Source organism: Pseudomonas sp. IPO3774, from assembly GCF_013386835.1.
Lineage (GTDB): Bacteria > Pseudomonadota > Gammaproteobacteria > Pseudomonadales > Pseudomonadaceae > Aquipseudomonas.
The window spans coordinates 17,128-36,678 of record NZ_JACAQY010000007.1; the positions used below are offsets into that span (position 1 = coordinate 17,128).

Consider the following 19,551-nt stretch of genomic DNA (forward strand, 5'->3'; position numbering starts at 1 on the left):
CAGCGCGCCCGGCTTGGGTGCCTGACTTCTCCAGCGTGAACTGATAACCGAGACGGTTATCGGCGCGTGGGTGAAATAGTGAACCCTACCCGTTGACGCCCACTTTTTGCAGAGTTGCGAAAACTGCCTGAAATGATGCGGAAACGATTGGAGGTGTATTCCTGAACCCCAGAAACGCAAAAGCCCCGCAATAGCGGGGCTCTTGAGTAAATCTTGGCGGGAAACCAGGGATTCGAACCCTGGAGACGCTATTAACGTCCGCCGGTTTTCAAGACCGGTGCATTCAACCACTCTGCCAATTTCCCTTGTGCAACACAGGATTAGCATAGCCCATCCTGTCTCAGCGGGCGCCATAATACCCGAATGAAACACACTGTCAAACTCTCGCCATAGCTTGTTACAGAGCGTCTGTTATGATCCTTGCGACTGAATGTTTCAAAACTGAAGGAGTGTCGCCATGCGCGAACAAAATTACGCAGTGAATGGAAACGCGCAGGCTGAGCAGCTAGAAGTTAGCCGCGTCCTGCGCAATACGTACGGCTTGCTCGCTCTCACCCTCGCGTTCAGCGGCGTGATGGCCTTCGTAGCCCAGCAAATGCGCGTCGGCTACCCGAATATCTTCGTCGTGCTGATCGGCTTCTACGGTCTGTTCTTCCTGACCAACAAGCTGCGCGACTCGGCCTGGGGCCTGGTGTCGGCGTTTGCCCTGACCGGTTTCATGGGCTTTATCCTCGGCCCGATCCTTAACCGCTACCTCGGCATGGCCGGCGGCGCGGAAGTGGTCAGCTCGGCATTTGCCATGACTGCCCTGGTATTTGGCGGCCTGTCGGCCTATGTGCTGATCTCCCGCAAGGACATGAGCTTCCTGGGTGGTTTCATCACCGCCGGTTTCTTCGTGTTGCTGGCTGCCGTACTGGCAGGCATGTTCTTCCAGATCAGCGGCCTGCAACTGGCGATCAGCGCAGGTTTCGTGCTGTTCTCCTCGGCCTGCATCCTGTTCCAGACCAGCGCAATCATCCAGGGTGGCGAGCGTAACTACATCATGGCCACCATCAGCCTGTATGTATCGATCTACAACCTGTTTATCAGCCTGTTGCAGATCTTCGGCATCATGGGCCGCGACGACTGATCGCAGCCGCACGCAAAAAGCCCGCTTCGGCGGGCTTTTTGTTGCCTGCGGCTTTATCATTGCCACAGGTTTTGCCTTCAGAGTGTTCCATGAAGTTCGCGATTGCGCTTTTTTCCGCCGCCCATGCGCCCTCCTCGCGCCGTGCCTTGCTGTTCGCCCAGGCGGCGCTGGCGGGTGGACATGAGATTGTGCGGCTGTTTTTTTATCAGGATGGCGTCTACAGCGCGTCCACTAACATTGTTGCGCCGCAGGATGAGCAGGATATCGCCCGTCAGTGGCGCGAGTTTGTCAGCGAGCATCAGCTCGATGGCGTGGTGTGCATCGCCGCGGCCCTGCGCCGTGGCGTGCTGAATGCCGAAGAGGCCACCCGTTATCAGCGCAGCGCGGTGAACCTGGACGCGCCTTGGGCATTGTCCGGGCTTGGGCAGTTGCATGACGCCGCCCAGTCCGCTGACCGCTTGATCTGCTTCGGAGGGCCGTGACATGTCGAAATCCTTGCTGGTGATCAGCCGACAGGCGCCGTGGTCCGGCCCCGGCGCCCGTGAAGCGCTGGATATCGTATTGGCTGGCGGCGCGTTTGATTTGCCGATTGGCCTGTTGTTTCTGGATGACGGCGTGTTTCAACTGGCCGCGAGCCAGGACGCCAGGGCCGTGCAACAGAAAGACCTGAGCGCCAACCTCCAGGCCCTGGAATTATTTGGCGTCGAAGAGGTGTTTGCCTGCAGCCATAGCCTCGGCGTGCGCGGGCTGGCCACCTCCGGCAACGCACAGCCGCTGAGCAGTGAACAAATTTCACAGATGATTGACCGTTACGACCAGGTGATTACCCTCTGATGTCGACCTTGCATGTGGTATCCCACTCGCCTTTTACCGACAGCCGGCTGGACAGCTGCCTGCGCCTCTGTGGCACCCAGGATGCGATCCTGCTGTGCGGCGACGGCGCCTACGCCCTGCAACCCGCCAGCGCGCCTTGCCAGGCCCTGCAGGCCAGGGGCGTGAAAGTGTTTGTACTGGCCGAAGACAGCCAGGCGCGTAACCTCGCCGTGCCTGAATGGGCCGGCAGTGTCGATTACCCGGCGTTCGTCCAGCTGTCGATCGACTATGACAAGGTCAACACCTGGCTATGAACACTTTGACCGTAGGTGAACGCACCCTCGAACTGGACAAGGACGGCTACCTCGTCGACCTGACCGAGTGGTCCAGCGACGTGGCCAACGCCCTCGCCACTACCGAGGAGCTGGAGCTGACCCCGGAACACTGGGAAATCCTCGAACTGCTGCGCGGCTTTTATACCGAATTCCAGCTGTCGCCCGCCACCCGCCCGCTGATCAAGTACACCGCCTTGAAGCTGGGCCCGGAAAAGGGCAACAGCCTGCACCTCAACCGACTGTTCAAAGGCACTCCCGCCAAACTCGCCGCCAAGCTGGCGGGCCTGCCCAGGCCGACGAATTGCTTATGACTGATTTTGCCCCGTTGATCACTGAAACCCCTGCCGAGCATCCGTTCGCGCCGTTCGTGCGCATCCTCGGCAAAGGCAAGCGCGGCGCCCGCAACCTCACCCGTGAGGAAGCCCGGGAAGCCATGGGCATGCTGCTGGACGAGAAGGTCGAAGACACCCAGCTCGGCGCCTTCCTCATGCTGCTGCGGCACAAGGAAGAAAGCCCGGAAGAACTCGCAGGCTTCACCGAAGCCGTGCGCGAGCGCCTGAATGCACCGTCGCTCAATGTGGATGTCGACTGGCCGACCTACGCCGGTAAAAAACGCCACCTGCCGTGGTACCTGCTGGCAGCCAAGTGCCTGGCACAGAACGGCGTGCGTATCCTGATGCACGGCGGCGGCGCGCATACGGCAGGCCGGCTCTACACCGAGCAGTTGCTGGATGGCTTGCAGATTCCGTTGTGCCGCAATTGGCAACAGGTGGAGGCGGCCCTTGAACAGGGCAACCTGGCGTTTATTCCCCTGGGGGACTGGGCGCCGCAACTGCAGCGCATGATCGACCTGCGCAACACCCTGGGCCTGCGCTCGCCGATCCATTCACTGGCGCGCATCCTCAACCCGTTGAGCGCCCGCTGCGGCCTGCAAAGCATCTTCCACCCGGGCTACCAGGGCGTACACCGCGATGCCAGCGGCCTGCTTGGCGACAACAGCATCGTGGTCAAGGGCGACGGCGGCGAGATCGAGATCAACCCGGACACCATCAGCCACCTGTACGGCACTACCGGCGGCGAGAGCTGGGATGAAGAGTGGCCCGCCCTCTCCGCCCAGCGTCACGTCAAGCCTGCGGCCCTGGAGCCCGAGCATTTGAAGGCGCTATGGCGCGGTGAGGTGCAGGACAGCTACCCGCAACTGGCACTGATCGCCACCATGGCCCTGGCCTTGCGCGGCCTCGGCCACCCGCGGGAACAGGCGTTCGAACTGGCCCAGCAGTACTGGGATGCCCGGGACAAATCGATTTAGTCGATCATTAACCCCCCAGCCTTTGCGCTTTTTGTTCGAACTCAGACCTTTAGACTGCACTCCAACGCTTATTAGCCAAGGAGTCAGTCATGGGTTTGCTGATCGAAGGACGCTGGCATGACCAGTGGTACGAAAGTAGCGCAGACGGCGCCTTCCAACGGGAGCAGGCGCAACGCCGCAACTGGGTGACCGCCGATGGTGAACCCGGCCCGACCGGCGAAGGCGGTTTCGCGGCTGAAGCCGGTCGTTACCATTTATACGTATCCCTCGCCTGCCCCTGGGCGCACCGCACATTGATCCTGCGCAAGCTCAAAGGTTTGGAAAGCCTGATCGACGTGTCGGTGGTCAGCTGGCTGATGCTGGAAAACGGCTGGACCTTCGACAAGGCCCATGGCTCCAGCGGCGACAAGCTTGACGACTTCACCTTCATGCACCAACGCTACATCGCCGACACCGCCAGCTACACCGGGCGGGTCACAGTGCCGGTGTTGTGGGACAAGAAGCTCAAGCGGATTGTCAGCAATGAGTCGGCGGAGATTATTCGCATGTTCAACAGTGCGTTTAATGAACTGACCGGCAATCAACTGGATTTCTATCCCGAAGCCCAGCGCTCGACCATTGATGCACTAAACGATCGAATCTATCCCGCCGTGAACAACGGTGTGTACCGCGCAGGCTTTGCCACGTCACAAAAGGCTTATGAGGCCGCATTTGATGATGTGTTTGCCGAACTGGATCACCTTGAGCAGCACTTGGGTGAGCATCGTTACCTGGCGGGAGAATACCTGACTGAAGCCGATGTAAGGCTTTTCACCACGGCGATTCGGTTTGATGCGGTGTACTACAGCCACTTCAAATGCAACCTGCGACGGATTGCGGATTATCCGAACCTGTCGAACTGGCTAAGGGAGTTGTATCAGTGGCCGGGGATTGCCGAGACGGTGGATTTTGCTCACATCAAGGGGCATTACTACGCCAGTCACCGCACGATTAATCCGACGGGGATTGTGCCGAAGGGGCCGTTGCAGACGTTTGAGGCGGAGCATGACCGGGAGCGGTTGAGCGGGAAAGGGATTTGGAGTTGATCCAAGCCCTGTAGGAGCAAGCTTGCTCGCGAAGGTCGTCAACGATAACGCGCTCATGCTGAATGAACGCGGTGACCTTGAGTTTTTCGCGAGCAAGCTCGCTCCTACAGTTGAACATCTGTCGCGGTTATCAGACTTGCGACTGAGCGCCTTCAAACCACTTCAGCTTCTCACGCAACTGCACCACTTCTCCCACAATCACCAGTGTCGGCGCATGAACCTCATGTTCCGCCACCATGCGTGGCAGGTCAGCCAGGGTGCCGGTAAACACCCGCTGGTTGGACGTGGTGCCCTGCTGGATCAACGCCGCCGGCGTATCCGCCGAACGACCATGCTTGATCAGCTGTTCGCAGATGATCGGCAACCCGATCAAGCCCATGTAGAACACCAGGGTCTGCGAAGGGCCCACCAAGTCACTCCACGGCAGGTCCGAAGTCCCGTCCTTCAAGTGCCCGGTAATGAAGCGAACCGATTGCGCATAGTCACGGTGGGTCAGCGGAATACCGGCATACGCCGCGCAACCACTGGCCGCGGTAATACCCGGCACCACCTGGAACGGGATGCCATGGGCCGCCAGCTCTTCGATCTCTTCACCGCCACGCCCAAAGATGAACGGATCGCCACCCTTGAGCCGCAGCACGCGCTTGCCTTGCCTGGCCAGGTCCACCAGTTGCTGGTTGATCTGGTCCTGCGGCACCGCATGGTCGGCGCGACGCTTGCCGACATACACCCGCTCGGCATCGCGACGGCACAATTCAAGAATCGCCGGCGCCACCAGGCGGTCGTACAGCACCACGTCGGCCTGTTGCATCAAGCGCAAGGCGCGGAACGTCAGCAGGTCCGGATCACCCGGGCCTGCGCCCACCAGGTAGACTTCGCCCGGTGCGTGGGGCGGCGCGCCGTTGATTTTCTCCACCAGCAGACGCTCGGCTTCATCGCCCTGCCCGGCCAGTTGCCGATCAGCAATCGGGCCCTGGAAGACATCTTCCCAGAACGCGCGACGTTGCTGCACATCCGGGAACAAGCCTTTGACCTGGCTGCGAAACCGCGCCGCCAACCCGGCCAACTGGCCATAAGTCGACGGAATCCAGGTTTCCAGCTTGGCGCGGATCAAGCGTGCCAGCACCGGCGCATCGCCGCCGCTGGACACTGCGATCACCAACGGCGAACGGTCGACAATCGCCGGGAAGATCACGCTGCACAAGGCCGGCGCATCCACCACATTGACCGGTACGCAACGACGCCGGGCATCGCTGGACACTTGCGCGTTCAGCGGCTCGTCGTCGGTCGCCGCGATGATCAGGGTGCAACCGTCGAGGTCGGCCTCCTGATAACCACGCAAAATCAGTTCACCGCCACTGCCCTGCACCAGTTCACGCAACTGGTCTTCAATCTGGGGAGCAACCACCCGCAACAACGCGCCGGCGTCGGCCAGCAGCCGGGATTTGCGCAAGGCAATCTCCCCGCCACCGACGACCAACACACGACTGCCGCGCAGGTTATGAAACAGCGGCAGAAATTCCATTTAGCCGATGACCTCAACGCCCGCCATGTACGGCTTGAGCACTTCAGGCACGCGGATCGAACCGTCAGCCTGCTGGTAGTTTTCCAGCACGGCCACCAGGGTACGGCCTACTGCCAGGCCCGAACCGTTGAGGGTGTGGACCAGCTCGGGCTTGCCGGTTTCCGGGTTACGGAAACGCGCCTGCATGCGACGGGCCTGGAAATCACCGCAGTTGGAGCACGACGAAATCTCGCGGTATTTGTCCTGGCTCGGCACCCACACTTCCAGGTCGTAAGTCTTCACGGCACTGAAACCCATGTCGCCGGTGCACAGGGCCAGAACGCGGTACGGCAGCTCCAGCAGTTGCAGGACGCGTTCGGCGTTGGCGGTCAGGCCTTCCAGCGCTTCCATGGAAGTCGACGGCTCGACAACCTGCACCATCTCGACCTTGTCGAACTGGTGCTGGCGAATCATGCCGCGGGTGTCGCGGCCCGATGCACCGGCTTCGCTGCGAAAGCACGGCGAGTGGGCGACAAACTTGATCGGCAGCTGCTTGGCGTCGAGGATTTCCCCGGCCACGATATTGGTCAGCGACACTTCGGCGGTCGGGATCAGGTACAAGTCGGCTTCGCCATCGCGGCTGATCTTGAACAGGTCTTCCTCGAATTTCGGCAGCTGGCTGGTGCCCATAAGCGCCGGAGCCTGGACCAGGTACGGGGTGTAAGCCTCTTCGTAGCCGTGCTCGCCGGTGTGCAGGTTGATCATGAACTGCGCCAGGGCGCGGTGCATGCGTGCAATCGGGCCACGCAGCAAGGCAAAGCGCGCACCGGACATTTTGGCCGCTGTCTCGAAGTCCAGGCCACCGGTCAATTCGCCCAGGGCGACGTGGTCCTTGATCTCGAAATCGAAGGTTTTTGGCGTGCCCCAGCGACGGACTTCGACGTTGCCGTCTTCGTCTTCGCCAATCGGCACGGACTCGTGTGGCAGGTTCGGGATACCCAGCAGGATCGAGTCCAGCTCAGTCTGGATCGCGTCCAGTTCGACTTTGCCGGAAGCCAACTCGCCAGCCATACGCTCGACGTCCGCCATCAACGGCGCGATGTCTTCGCCGCGCTGCTTGGCCTGACCGATGGATTTGGAACGCGCATTACGCTCAGCCTGCAGTGCTTCGGTGCGGGTCTGGACGGTCTTGCGCTGTTCTTCCAGCGCTTCGATGCGCGCAACATCCAAGGCAAAGCCACGGGATGCCAGGCGGTCCGCTACGTCCTGAAGGTTGCTACGTAACAGTTTGGAATCGAGCATGTCGGTCTCTCGTTTATCAAAGTTTGGTCAAGGACAGGCCAGCCCAAGTGGCGAGCAGCCCGCCGAACACGCTGATGGCCAGGTACCCGAAGGCGACCGGTGCCTGCCCGCTTTCCAGCAGGCGTAGCGTGTCCAGTGAAAAGGATGAAAAGGTCGTCAGACCGCCTACAAAACCGACAATCAAGCCGGCACGAATCTCAATCGGCACTTCCGGGCGAAGCAGAAACCACCCGTACAACAAGCCGATGATCAAACAGCCCACCAGGTTGACCGCCAGGGTCGCCGCATAAAAATGCTTCGGCCAATTGGCGCTGACCCAGGTGCTGGTGGCGAAACGCAATAATGTACCAGCGATGCCGGCTACGGACACGGCAAGAATCGTTCTGAGCACTACTTTCTCCGCTGTTTCGGACTGAGCCGGTCAAGTTGGGCGAGGTGATTGAGCTTTTCGCCGATCTTCAGCTCCAGGCCGCGGGGCACCGGCTGGTAGAACGGCTGCGGCGCAAGGTCATCCGGGAAGTAATCTTCGCCAGCCGCATAGGCGTCCGGCTCATCGTGGGCGTAGCGGTATTCATCGCCGTAGCCGAGTTGCTTCATCAGCTTGGTCGGCGCATTGCGCAAGTGCAGCGGCACTTCCAGGGAACCATGCTCGGCGGCAGCACGCAGGGCGGACTTGAAGCCCATGTACACCGCGTTGCTCTTCGGTGCGCAGGCCAGATAGGTGATGGCCTGGGCCACCGCCAACTCGCCTTCCGGGCTGCCCAGGCGTTCCTGCACTTCCCAGGCGGCCAGGCACAGGCTCAGCGCACGCGGGTCGGCATTGCCGATATCTTCACTGGCCATGCGCACCACGCGCCGGGCCAGGTACAGCGGGTCGCAACCGCCGTCGATCATCCGCGCAAACCAGTACAGCGCGCCGTCTGGGTTTGAGCCGCGCACAGACTTGTGCAACGCGGAAATCTGGTCGTAGAACGCTTCGCCGCCCTTGTCGAAACGCCGGCGGGTGTCGCCCAACAGGCTCTGCAGCAAGTCGACGCCGATTTCGCTGCCATCCTCGGCCAGGTCGGAAGCGTTTTCCAGCAGATTGAGAAAACGTCGACCGTCGCCATCCGCAGCAGTCAGCAGGATCTTGAAGCCTTCCTCACTGACACTCAACTGGCGCTTGCCCAGGCCCTTATCTTCGTTCAGCGCACGCTGCAAGAGCTTCTGCATCGCGGCTTCGTCGAGGCTCTTGAGCACATAGACACGCGCCCGGGACAGCAAGGCATTGTTCAGTTCAAAAGACGGGTTTTCGGTGGTGGCACCAATAAAGATCAGCGTGCCGTCTTCGACATACGGCAAGAACGCATCCTGCTGCGACTTGTTGAAGCGATGCACTTCGTCGACGAACAGGATGGTGCGCTTGCCGTACTGCCCGGCCTGCTGCTTGGCGACTTCCACCGCCTGGCGGATCTCCTTGACCCCGGCCAGCACCGCCGAGACCGTCTCGAAGTGTGCATCCGAGACTTTTGCCAGGAGCCGCGCCAGGGTGGTTTTACCCACGCCCGGCGGCCCCCAGAAAATCATCGAGTGCAGCGCACCCTGCTCAAGGGCCTCGCGCAAAGGCTTGCCGCGGGCGAGCAGGTGTTCCTGCCCGACGTACTCGTCCAGGTTGGTCGAGCGCAGGCGCGCCGCCAGAGGCTGAGCAATCGGGTCACTTCGAAACAGGTCCATGGGCAGCGTTTGAAACCTCTGGGCAGTTTATTCCTGGATCACGTCGGCACCCTTCGGGATGTCGAACTTGAACTTGGATGCCGGTACCGGCTGGTTGGCCTTGACCCCGGAGAACAGGATATCGGTGCGCTGGCCGACGCTGTCAATCAGACGCATGTTGTTGATCACGCCGTTGCCAAACGACAGGGACAGCGTGTCAAAGAGCGTGTCCTTGGATTTCGGCTTAAGGGTGAATTCAATCACGTTGCTGGTCTGCTTGGAGGTAATGTCGAAGCTGTCGTTGATCTTCGACACATCGCCCGACAGCAACAGCGCTGGCGTCTGGTTCAGGCGCGGGTCGAGCTTCTTGATGGTCGCCTGCTCCAGGTCCGGGTCCCACAGGGTGACTTTTTGGCCGTCAGAGACGATGGTCTGCTCGGCCTTGCCTTCTGTGTGCCAGTAGAACAGCCCTGGGCGCTGCACAGCCATCTCGCCGGCGGTTTCCTGCAACTGGGTGCCACCGGCATCCAGCGTGAGCTGGGAGAAGCGCGCGGTCAGGGTCTGGGATTTGTCCAACAGGTTTTTCAGGCTGGCGACGGAAGCCGGGTCAGCATGAGCCGAAACAGCAGTCAGGGCCAATGCAGGCAACAACAGCATGCGGATAAGACGCATGGGAGTCCTCTTAGATTCGGTTGCAAGGCGTGCCGCGTGTTGCCACGCGGCACGTAATCAGTCACGCATCTGCGCTGGCGCAATCACTTCGCGCGAGCCGTTGGTGTTCATCGAGGTGACCACGCCGGCCATTTCCATGGCTTCGATCATGCGGGCAGCGCGGTTGTAGCCAATCTTCAGCTTGCGCTGTACGGCGGAGATCGAGGCGCGGCGGCTTTCAAGCACGAACTGCACCGCTTCGTCGTAGAGCGCATCGGTCTCGGCATCATCGTCGCCACCGCCGCTGCCACCGTCGAAGCCGCTGCCGGCCTCTTCGACGCCGGCGAGGATGTCGTCGTTGTATTCCGGGGCGCCACGCAGTTTCCAGGCTTCCACCACACGGTGCACCTCATCGTCGGAGACGAACGCGCCGTGGACACGGATCGGCAAACTGGTGCCCGGCGGCATGTAGAGCATGTCACCGTGGCCCAGCAGTTGCTCGGCGCCGCCCTGGTCGATGATGGTCCGGGAATCGATCTTGCTCGACACCTGGAACGCCATGCGGGTCGGGATGTTGGCCTTGATCAGGCCGGTGATCACGTCCACCGACGGACGCTGGGTCGCGAGGATCAAGTGGATCCCGGCGGCCCGCGCCTTCTGGGCGATACGGGCGATCAGCTCTTCGACCTTCTTGCCGACGATCATCATCATGTCGGCAAATTCGTCGACCACCACCACGATGGTCGGCAATTTGGTCAACAGCGGCGCTTCGTCGTGGATGCTTTCACGCTTGTACAACGGGTCGGTCAGCGGCGTGCCGGCGTCCTGGGCTTCCTTGACCTTGGCGTTGAAGCCCGACAGGTTACGCACACCCATCTTCGCCATCAGCTTGTAGCGCCGCTCCATCTCGGCAACGCTCCAGCGCAGGGCGTTGGCCGCATCCTTCATGTCGGTCACCACCGGGCACAACAGGTGTGGAATGCCTTCGTAGATGGACAGCTCAAGCATTTTCGGGTCGATCATGATCAGCTTGGCGTCATCCGGGCCCGACTTGAACAGGATCGACAGGATCATCGCGTTCACACCCACCGACTTACCGGAACCGGTGGTACCGGCAACCAGCAAGTGAGGCATTTTCGCCAGGTCGGTGATCACCGGCTTGCCGCCGATGTCGTGGCCCAGGGCCAGGGTGACCGGCGACTTGAAGTTGTCGTATTCCGGGGTCGACAGCACTTCGGAGAAGCGCACGATCTGCCGGTCTTCGTTGGGAATCTCGATACCGACGGTGGTCTTGCCCGGAATTACTTCCACCACCCGCACGCTGGTCACGGCCAGCGAACGCGCCAGATCCTTGGCCAGGTTGGAAATGCGGCTGACCTTGACGCCGGCAGCCGGCTGGATTTCGTAGCGGGTAATCACCGGGCCCGGGTGGATCGAATCCACCGAGACTTCGACGCCGAATTCCTTGAGCTTGATTTCCAGCAGGTGGCCGACGGCCGCCAGGGATTCGGGGGAATAATTGAGCTGTTTCTTTTCCGCAGGATCAAGAATCGAGATCGGCGGCAAGGTGCCTTCCACGGCGCTGTCGACAAACAACGGCGCCTGTTTCTCTTTCTGCACGCGGTGGCTCGGCTCGGGGGCCTTCGGCGGCGCAGGGGCAATCACCGGCGGCACTTGCTTCTCGCGGTCCGACATGTGCTTGGTCAGGGCCTGCTCGCGTTCGATCAGGCGTTCCTTGACCTTGGCCTGCTCACGCCGGTCCGGCGTGCTCGGGGCTACCACCTCGTTGACGCGGGTATCCACCTCGCGCAGTTGCGCAACCATGCGTTTGCGGTCCACCCGGGCCGACCACCAGCGATTCGCGGCGCCCTGGAACAGTTCGAGCAGGTCGAGGGTGATCTTGCCGGTCACGTCCATGACCTTGAACCAGGACAGGTCGGTAAACACGGTGAGGCCGAACAGGAACAGCGCAATAAACATCAGGGTGCTGCCCTGGATATTCAGGGTCCTGCGGGCCAGATCGCCGAGGCTTTCGCCCAGAGCGCCGCCGGCACCGGCCGGCAGACCGGTAGGTGCATGGAAATGGATATGGGCCAGGGCCGCGCCGGACAACACCAGGAACACCAGGCCGATCAGGCGCCAGGAGAACAGCCAGCCGCTCCATTGCCACGGCTCGTGACGCTGGCGGAAGATCTGCCAGGTCTTGATGGCCAGCAGCAACGGGAAGATGTAAGCGAAGTAACCCAGCACCATGAACAGGATGTCGGCGCTGTAGGAGCCGGCCGGACCACCGAAGTTCTGCACGTCTTCGATCTTGCTGTTGTGGCTCCAGCCTGGATCGTCCTTGCCATAGGTAAGCAAGGCCATCATCAGGAACAGGCACAGCGCTCCGATGGCGATTAGTGCACCTTCCTTGAGTCGGTAGTGCAGGTGCTGGCGCCAGGCGGGCACGACTGCGGCTTTAGGTGTTGCGGCGGATTTCTTCAAAACGGGTCTTTTCCTGCGCCTTTAGCGCGTCCATCTGTTGAATGACTGCAAAACACTGCCCAATCCGGGCAGGTAAAAAATGAACGAGTGCCAGTGGAGCTACTTTTAACACCCTGCTACTGATTCATGAAACGGCGATAACGCCCCAATGGCCGCATTGTACGGGTTTGTGTGCGCGATGCCACGCACTTGGCCCTACGTTACACAGCATAGCCAATGTTCAATTTCATAACGTTCAATTTGAGCATGCATTGTCTTTACTGACAAAGGCTTATGAGCTGTTTTTGCCAATCCAGGCTAGCTTGCCGACCGACGTACGCGATTACGACCACGCCCCCGGCATAGAGTTGCAGAAACACCCGTTCATGCTTATCTGCACCGATCCCATGTTCGGGGTAGCCCCAGAGCGTTTCGTCGACAATAATCACAGCTCTTGCAACGGACAACATCGCCGTTACCGCCCTCCCCTTCCGTAAGCCTGGATGCCATGCTGACCTGGTTACAACGCAACACCCTGACCTTCCCACCGCTGGCCAAGGCCATGCGCGAACCCAATGGCCTGCTCGCTGCCGGTGGCGACCTGTCGGCCGACCGCCTGATCCAGGCCTACCGCCACGGCTGCTTTCCCTGGTTCTCGGAAGGCCAGCCCATCCTCTGGTGGTCGCCCGACCCACGCACCGTACTCTTCCCCGATGAGCTGCACGTTTCCCGCAGCCTCGGCAAATTGTTGCGCCAGCAGCGTTACACAGTGACCTTCGACCAGGACTTCGCTGCGGTCATCCAGGCGTGCGCGGCGCCGCGCAGTTATGCCGATGGCACCTGGATCACCGAAGCCATGCAGAACGCCTACCTGCAACTGCACCAGCGCGGTTATGCGCATTCGGTGGAGGTGTGGGACGCGGGCGAACTGGTGGGCGGCCTGTACGGCCTGGCGATGGGCCAGTTGTTTTTCGGCGAGTCCATGTTCAGTCGCGCCGACAACGCCTCGAAATACGGCTTTGCCACCCTGGTTCGGCAACTACAGGCCTGGGGCTTTGTGCTGATCGACTGCCAGATGCCCACCGATCACCTGCACAGCCTCGGCGCCCGCGCCATTCCCCGCAGCGACTTCGCCAACTACCTGCGCGACCATTTGGACCAAACCAGCTCTGCTCCGTGGGTTTCCTAGGCGACTTCCCCGCACCTGGCTTACACTTATTTCAAAGCTTATCCGAGGGTTGATCATGACCGAGCTGGCGCGTTTGAAGTTTTATGCCACTCAACCCCACTCATGCAGCTATCTGCCCGATGAGCAGGCCACCACGCTGTTCCTCGACCCCAGCCAGCCGATGGACGTGCATGTGTATGCCGATTTGTCGGAAATGGGCTTCCGGCGCAGCGGCGACCACCTTTACCGGCCGCACTGCCAGAACTGCAACGCCTGCGTACCGGCGCGCATCCCGGTGGCGCAGTTCCTGCCGGACCGCAACCAGAAACGCATCCTGAAGCGCAACGCCGACCTGACCGTTACCGCCACCAAACCCGGCTTCAGCGAAGAATATTTCGACCTTTACCAACGCTACATCGAACAGCGCCACGCCGACGGCGACATGTTCCCGCCCAGCCGCGACCAGTTTTCCACCTTCCTGGTGCGCGACCTGCCCTTCTCGCGCTTCTATGAGTTTCGGCTCGAGGGACGACTGGTGGCGGTCGCCGTGACTGACCTGCTGCCCAATGGCCTGTCGGCGGTCTACACCTTTTATGAGCCCGCCGAGGAACGGCGCAGCCTGGGACGCTTTGCGATCCTGTGGCAGATCGGTGAAGCCTTGCGCCTGGAATTGGAGGCGGTGTACCTCGGATACTGGATCAAAAACTGCAAAAAGATGAACTACAAGACCCAATATCGGCCCATTGAGCTGCTAATTAACCAAAGATGGGTCACGTTGAACTAGAACCTCTTGGCTTAAACACCCTTTTTCGGGCACAATGCACGCCGCTTTTGCCTGGCGCAGTTGCACCGGGCCATTCACTGGATACCGAGGGCTTTACTGCATGTCGAAAGAAGACAGCTTCGAAATGGAAGGCACTGTCGTCGACACCCTGCCCAACACCATGTTTCGTGTGGAGTTGGAAAATGGGCACGTCGTAACCGCGCATATCTCCGGCAAGATGCGCAAGAACTACATTCGTATTCTTACCGGTGACAAAGTGCGCGTCGAACTGACGCCCTATGACCTGAGCAAAGGGCGCATCACTTACCGCGCCCGTTAATCAAGTCAATACAAAACGCCCGGTTATGCCGGGCGTTTTTGTGTGCGCGCGATTTACCTGAAACCAGCAATCCCTTGTGGGAGCGGGCTTGCTCGCGAATGCGGCGTGTCAGTCACTGATTATGTCGACTGGCACACCGCATTCGCGAGCAAGCCCGCTCCCACATTTGATCTGCATCGGTTTCAAGGCAGCAAAAAGGCGCCTCTCGGCGCCTTTTTGTTTTGTTGCGTCAGCTATCAGGCCATTTCAGCCGTGGTTTCGAAGTCGAAGGTCAACTCGCCGTCCTTCAGATCGATATGCACCACGCCACCATGGTCTGCCAGTTCGCCGAACAGGATCTCTTCCGCCAGTGGGCGCTTGATCTTGTCCTGGATCAGGCGAGCCATTGGCCGAGCGCCCATTGCCGCGTCGTAGCCACCTTCCGCCAGCCAGTTGCGCGCCGCGTCCGAGACTTCCAGCTGCACGCGCTTGTCTTCCAACTGCGCCTGGAGCTCGGTGAGGAACTTGTCCACCACGCTTTTGATGACCTCATGGCTGAGGCGACCAAACTGAATGATGGTGTCCAGGCGGTTGCGGAATTCCGGCGTGAAACTCTTCTTGATCACTTCCATGGCGTCGGAAGAGTGATCCTGATGAGTAAAGCCAATGGAAGCCCGCGCGGCCGTTTCGGCACCGGCGTTGGTGGTCATGATCACGATCACGTTGCGGAAGTCCGCCTTGCGCCCGTTGTTGTCGGTCAGGGTGCCGTGGTCCATGACCTGCAACAGCAGGTTGAAGACTTCCGGGTGCGCCTTCTCGATTTCATCGAGCAGCAGCACGCAATGTGGCTGCTTGGTGATCGCCTCGGTCAACAGGCCGCCCTGGTCGAAGCCGACATAGCCCGGAGGCGCACCGATCAGGCGCGACACGGTGTGACGCTCCATGTACTCGGACATGTCGAAACGCACCAGCTCGATCCCCATGGCCTTGGCCAATTGCCGCGCCGCTTCGGTCTTGCCGACGCCGGTAGGCCCGGCGAACAGGAACGAACCGACCGGCTTGTCCGGCGACTTGAGGCCAGCGCGGGACAGCTTGATCGCGGTGGACAGCGAGTCGATCGCCGCATCCTGACCAAACACGGTCAGCTTGAGGTCGCGCTCCAGGTTACGCAGCAGCTCCCGATCGGAGGTGTTGACGTGTTTTGGCGGAATCCGCGCGATCTTCGCCACGATATCCTCGACCTGAGGCACGTCGATGCGTTTCACACGCTTCTCTACCGGCTGCAGGCGCTGGTAGGCACCCGCCTCGTCGATCACGTCGATGGCCTTGTCCGGCATGTGCCGGTCATTGATGTAGCGCGATGCCAGTTCGGCGGCTGCACGCAGCGCCTCATCGGTGTACTCGATGCCATGGTGCGCTTCAAAGCGCCCCTTGAGCCCGCGCAGGATGCCAATGGTGTCTTCTACCGAAGGCTCGGACACATCCACTTTCTGGAAGCGGCGCGCCAGGGCACGGTCTTTTTCGAAGATCCCGCGGAATTCCTGGAACGTGGTCGAGCCGATGCAACGGATATCGCCCGAAGACAGCAGCGGCTTGAGCAGGTTCGAAGCATCCATCACCCCACCGGAAGCCGCACCGGCACCGATGATGGTGTGGATTTCGTCAATGAACAGGATCGCCTGCGGGCGTTTTTTCAGCTCACCGAGCAGCGCCTTGAAGCGCTTCTCGAAGTCGCCACGGTACTTGGTCCCGGCGAGTAACGCGCCCAGGTCAAGGGAGTAGACGACGCTGTTGGCCAGCAGGTCGGGCACCTGGTTATCAACAATGCGTTTGGCCAGGCCTTCGGCAATCGCGGTTTTACCCACGCCTGCCTCACCGACCAACAACGGGTTGTTCTTGCGGCGACGCGCCAGGATCTGCGCCACGCGCTCAACTTCCAGCTCACGCCCTACCAGCGGATCGATCCGCCCCTGGCGCGCCAGTTCGTTGAGGTTGCTGGCATAAGCGTCCAGCGGGTTGCTCGAAGAAGAAGACTCACCGCCCTCGTCATCCTGCATATCCTGCTCACCTTCCGAGTGATCGCCATGCCCCGGCACCTTGGAAATGCCATGGGCGATGTAGTTGACGACATCAATACGGGCAACGCTTTGCTGCTTGAGCAGGAACACAGCCTGGCTTTCCTGCTCGCTGAAGATCGCCACGAGCACATTGGCCCCTGTGACTTCGCGCTTGCCGGAGCTCTGTACGTGGAAAACGGCACGCTGCAGTACCCGCTGGAAGCCCAGGGTTGGCTGGGTCTCGCGGTCCTCGTCATGAACGGGGATCAACGGCGTGGTGGAGTCGATAAACTCCTGCAGGTCATGCTTGAGTTTGTCGAGATTGGCACCACACGCACGCAGTACGGTGGCGGCAGCTTCGTTATCCAAAAGTGCCAGCAGCAGGTGTTCGACGGTCATGAATTCATGACGCTTCGAACGGGCCTCCTTGAAGGCAAGATTGAGGGTGACTTCGAGCTCGCGGTTTAACATAGCTTCACCTCATACCCAAGTGGTCGGAGTTAACCGTCCTTCTCGATTTCACAGAGTAGCGGATGCTGGCTTTCCCTGGCGTACTGGTTGACCTGCATGGCCTTTGTCTCGGCGATGTCGCGGGTAAACACTCCACATACTGCCCGTCCTTCTGTGTGAACGGCCAGCATTACCTTGGTCGCCAACTCGCGGTTCAGGTTAAAAAACACCTCGAGTACTTCGACGACGAAATCCATCGGTGTGTAGTCATCATTGAACAAAACCACCTTGTACATCGGCGGCGCCTGTAAAGCAGGCTTGGCCTCCTGGACAGCAATGCCTGCAGAACCGTCGTCGTCTTCTTGATGATCCGGGCGATCCTGATTGAATGTTAGTCGAATCTGGCTGATTGCATGCATGGAAAGAAAGGTTCGTCAGTGGTTCAAATACAGTGGTGGGGGCGACCTGTCAGAATTTCAACTCTGACCGACTGGTCGCCTTGACTATCGGCAAATCAGTGTTACAACCAATAGAACCCACAGTGGGTAAAAAAGGTCCGCGCAGTCAACCTTATTTATTCGGGTTAGGACGGATAAACTGGATGATACTCCAGTGATGGAGTCTGGTGCAGAGGGATATGGGCATGGCGAGCGGTAAGGTCAAGTGGTTCAACAATGCCAAGGGTTACGGCTTCATCAACGAAGACGACAAGACTGACGACCTATTTGCGCATTACTCGGCTATCCAAATGGATGGCTACAAGACACTAAAGGCAGGGCAACCGGTTTCCTTCGACATCATTCAGGGACCCAAGGGCTTGCACGCAGTGAATATCAGCGCTCCAGTCAGCGCCACTACCCCCAAAGAGGGCGTCGCTCAAAAATCAAAAAGACAACTGGCCTGATCAGCCACTGAGCAAACGCTCTAAAAAAAACCGGCCCATCAGGCCGGTTTTTTTACGCCCCTGTATCAGCTTACATATGCGAAATCAGCGCATCCCCGAACGCCGACGACGACAGCAACTTGGCGCCGTCCATCAAGCGGTGGAAGTCATAGGTCACGGTCTTGGCCGAAATTGCGCCGTTGGTGCCCTTGATGATCAGGTCGGCCGCTTCGGTCCAGCCCATGTGGCGCAACATCATTTCCGCCGACAGGATCAGCGAACCCGGGTTGACCTGGTCCTTGCCGGCATACTTCGGCGCAGTACCGTGGGTGGCTTCGAACATCGCCACGGTGTCGGACAGGTTGGCGCCCGGCGCAATACCGATACCGCCCACTTCCGCCGCCAGTGCGTCGGACAGATAGTCACCATTAAGGTTAAGGGTGGCGATCACGTCGTATTCGGCCGGGCGCAGCAGGATCTGCTGGAGCATGGCGTCGGCAATGGCGTCCTTGACCACCACATTCTTGCCGGTGCGCGGGTTCTTGAATTGCATCCACGGGCCGCCATCCAACAGGGTCGCGCCGAACTCTTCGGCCGCCACTTCGTAGGCCCATTCCTTGAAGGCACCTTCGGTGAACTTCATGATGTTGCCTTTGTGCACAATGGTCAGCGAATCGCGGTCGTTATCCACGACATACTGCAAGGCCTTGCGCGCCAGACGCTTGGTGCCTTCCAGGGACACCGGCTTGATGCCGATCCCGCAGTTCTGGTCGAAACGGATCTTGGTGACACCCATCTCTTCCTTCAGGAACTTGATGACCTTGATCGCTTCCGGGGAGCCGGCTTTCCACTCGATGCCGGCGTAAATATCCTCGGAGTTCTCGCGGAAGATGGTCATGTCCACATCGCCTGGCTTCTTGACCGGGCTTGGCACGCCTTCGAACCAGCGCACCGGGCGCAGGCACACATAAAGGTCGAGCTGTTGGCGCAGGGCCACGTTCAGCGAACGGATACCGCCACCGACTGGGGTGGTCAGCGGGCCCTTGATGGAAACCACGTAGTCCTTGACCGCATCCAGGGTTTCCTGGGGCAGCCAGGTGTCCTGGTCGTAAACCTGGGTGGCCTTTTCGCCGGCATACACCTCCATCCAGGAGATTTTGCGCTTGCCGCCATAAGCCTTGTTAACAGCTGCATCGACCACCTTGATCATCACCGGGCTGATGTCGACGCCAATACCGTCACCCTCGATGAAGGGGATGATCGGGTTGTCAGGAACATTGAGAGAATGGTCTGCATTGACGGTGATTTTGTCGCCGACTGCCGGAACCTGAATCTTCTTGTATCCCATGCTGAACTCCATCTATGGATTGAACATCTGGCTGCGTTCGAGCCTACTCCAGATAAATGAGGACTGAAACCTCAGGCCCTGCACATTTGCGTCGAAAACAGCACATTTAGCGGCCTACAAGCTTGAAAGCAAAGGGAAAAGCGCCAATCTTGAGCACATCATGCGACTTTAGGCGCAACCCGCTGCCTGCGACCTTTAGACCAATGGACGACACACCTTTTGTATGAAGGCTCGGCGTAAGCATAGCGACCTATGTATAATGCCGCCGCTGACCAAA

20 protein-coding genes and 1 tRNA gene are annotated in these 19,551 nt (G+C 59.9%); 11 read left to right on the plus strand and 10 right to left on the minus strand.

Translation table 11 applies throughout. From position 1 onward, the window contains the following. Positions 1-214 precede the first annotated feature (214 nt). A tRNA-Ser gene (locus HYE77_RS03130) sits at positions 215-305 on the minus strand. A 152-nt stretch (positions 306-457) separates the two neighbouring features. Here HYE77_RS03130 and HYE77_RS03135 point away from each other — a divergent pair. From HYE77_RS03135 to HYE77_RS03165, 7 genes are all read left to right on the plus strand, one after another. Continuing rightward, positions 458-1,129 carry a Bax inhibitor-1/YccA family protein gene (locus tag HYE77_RS03135; protein ID WP_003219636.1) on the plus strand — a complete coding sequence of 224 codons (672 nt, stop codon included), beginning with the start codon at positions 458-460 and terminating at the stop codon, positions 1,127-1,129. Between the two features lie 89 nt (positions 1,130-1,218). Then, positions 1,219-1,611, plus strand: a complete 393-nt coding sequence (gene tusD, locus HYE77_RS03140) for a sulfurtransferase complex subunit TusD (RefSeq protein WP_003219632.1) — start codon at positions 1,219-1,221, stop codon at positions 1,609-1,611. Between the two features lies 1 nt (position 1,612). Then, positions 1,613-1,963: a sulfurtransferase complex subunit TusC gene (gene tusC, locus HYE77_RS03145; RefSeq protein WP_177068392.1), complete on the plus strand. Its 351-nt coding sequence runs from the start codon at positions 1,613-1,615 to the stop codon at positions 1,961-1,963. Then, entirely contained in the window at positions 1,963-2,256 is a 294-nt protein-coding gene (tusB, locus tag HYE77_RS03150; RefSeq protein ID WP_003219628.1) for a sulfurtransferase complex subunit TusB, read from the plus strand. The genes tusC and tusB overlap by 1 nt, the downstream gene beginning before the upstream one ends. After that, positions 2,253-2,588 (plus strand): TusE/DsrC/DsvC family sulfur relay protein, encoded by a 336-nt coding sequence (locus HYE77_RS03155; protein WP_177041787.1) that lies wholly within the window; start codon positions 2,253-2,255, stop codon positions 2,586-2,588. The genes tusB and HYE77_RS03155 overlap by 4 nt, the downstream gene beginning before the upstream one ends. Then, on the plus strand, positions 2,585-3,586 hold the full coding sequence (locus tag HYE77_RS03160) for a glycosyl transferase family protein (protein WP_087693048.1): 1,002 nt from the start codon (positions 2,585-2,587) through the stop codon (positions 3,584-3,586). Before HYE77_RS03155 ends, HYE77_RS03160 begins: the two co-directional genes overlap by 4 nt. 89 nt (positions 3,587-3,675) lie before the next feature. Then, complete coding sequence (locus HYE77_RS03165; protein WP_177068393.1) at positions 3,676-4,671, plus strand: glutathione S-transferase family protein; 996 nt, start codon at positions 3,676-3,678, stop codon at positions 4,669-4,671. A 130-nt stretch (positions 4,672-4,801) separates the two neighbouring features. Here HYE77_RS03165 and cysG read toward each other — a convergent pair whose 3' ends face one another. The 6 genes from cysG to ftsK are packed head-to-tail and all read right to left on the minus strand — an operon-like array spanning position 4,802 to position 12,307. Continuing rightward, the gene (gene cysG, locus HYE77_RS03170; RefSeq protein WP_003219620.1) at positions 4,802-6,196 is read right to left on the minus strand and encodes a siroheme synthase CysG; all 1,395 of its coding nucleotides are present in this window, start codon (positions 6,194-6,196) and stop codon (positions 4,802-4,804) included. Beyond that, complete coding sequence (serS, locus tag HYE77_RS03175; RefSeq protein WP_177009159.1) at positions 6,197-7,477, minus strand: serine--tRNA ligase; 1,281 nt, start codon at positions 7,475-7,477, stop codon at positions 6,197-6,199. A 16-nt stretch (positions 7,478-7,493) separates the two neighbouring features. Further along, positions 7,494-7,868 (minus strand): fluoride efflux transporter CrcB, encoded by a 375-nt coding sequence (gene crcB / locus HYE77_RS03180; protein ID WP_008431560.1) that lies wholly within the window; start codon positions 7,866-7,868, stop codon positions 7,494-7,496. Beyond that, a complete protein-coding gene (locus HYE77_RS03185) occupies positions 7,868-9,190 on the minus strand; it encodes a replication-associated recombination protein A (RefSeq protein ID WP_177068394.1) in 1,323 nt (440 codons plus the stop codon). Before HYE77_RS03185 ends, crcB begins: the two co-directional genes overlap by 1 nt. A 27-nt stretch (positions 9,191-9,217) precedes the next feature. Then, positions 9,218-9,841, minus strand: a complete 624-nt coding sequence (lolA, locus tag HYE77_RS03190) for an outer membrane lipoprotein chaperone LolA (RefSeq protein ID WP_003219615.1) — start codon at positions 9,839-9,841, stop codon at positions 9,218-9,220. A 57-nt stretch (positions 9,842-9,898) separates the two neighbouring features. Next, positions 9,899-12,307 (minus strand): DNA translocase FtsK, encoded by a 2,409-nt coding sequence (gene ftsK, locus HYE77_RS03195; RefSeq protein WP_003219614.1) that lies wholly within the window; start codon positions 12,305-12,307, stop codon positions 9,899-9,901. Positions 12,308-12,794: 487 nt separating this feature from the next. Here ftsK and aat point away from each other — a divergent pair, with 487 nt between their 5' ends. The 3 genes from aat (at position 12,795) to infA (ending at position 14,557) form a co-directional block, all read left to right on the plus strand. Next, entirely contained in the window at positions 12,795-13,475 is a 681-nt protein-coding gene (gene aat, locus HYE77_RS03200) for a leucyl/phenylalanyl-tRNA--protein transferase (protein ID WP_003219611.1), read from the plus strand. Positions 13,476-13,530: 55 nt separating this feature from the next. Beyond that, the gene (locus HYE77_RS03205) at positions 13,531-14,238 is read left to right on the plus strand and encodes an arginyltransferase (RefSeq protein ID WP_003219609.1); all 708 of its coding nucleotides are present in this window, start codon (positions 13,531-13,533) and stop codon (positions 14,236-14,238) included. A gap of 100 nt (positions 14,239-14,338) precedes the next feature. Then, entirely contained in the window at positions 14,339-14,557 is a 219-nt protein-coding gene (gene infA / locus HYE77_RS03210; protein ID WP_002553999.1) for a translation initiation factor IF-1, read from the plus strand. A 236-nt stretch (positions 14,558-14,793) separates the two neighbouring features. Here the strand turns inward: infA and clpA are convergent, their stop codons facing one another. Together clpA and clpS are read right to left on the minus strand one after the other, a co-directional pair. Then, on the minus strand, positions 14,794-17,064 hold the full coding sequence (clpA, locus tag HYE77_RS03215) for an ATP-dependent Clp protease ATP-binding subunit ClpA (protein ID WP_003219606.1): 2,271 nt from the start codon (positions 17,062-17,064) through the stop codon (positions 14,794-14,796). Positions 17,065-17,093: 29 nt separating this feature from the next. Continuing rightward, positions 17,094-17,462, minus strand: a complete 369-nt coding sequence (gene clpS / locus HYE77_RS03220) for an ATP-dependent Clp protease adapter ClpS (RefSeq protein WP_003219604.1) — start codon at positions 17,460-17,462, stop codon at positions 17,094-17,096. A gap of 224 nt (positions 17,463-17,686) precedes the next feature. Between clpS and cspD the strand changes: the two genes are divergently transcribed. Continuing rightward, the gene (cspD, locus tag HYE77_RS03225) at positions 17,687-17,947 is read left to right on the plus strand and encodes a cold shock domain-containing protein CspD (protein WP_023658953.1); all 261 of its coding nucleotides are present in this window, start codon (positions 17,687-17,689) and stop codon (positions 17,945-17,947) included. A 70-nt stretch (positions 17,948-18,017) separates the two neighbouring features. On the opposite strand, the gene icd is transcribed toward cspD, so the two are convergent. After that, a complete protein-coding gene (gene icd, locus HYE77_RS03230; RefSeq protein ID WP_003219599.1) occupies positions 18,018-19,274 on the minus strand; it encodes an NADP-dependent isocitrate dehydrogenase in 1,257 nt (418 codons plus the stop codon). Positions 19,275-19,551 lie beyond the last annotated feature (277 nt).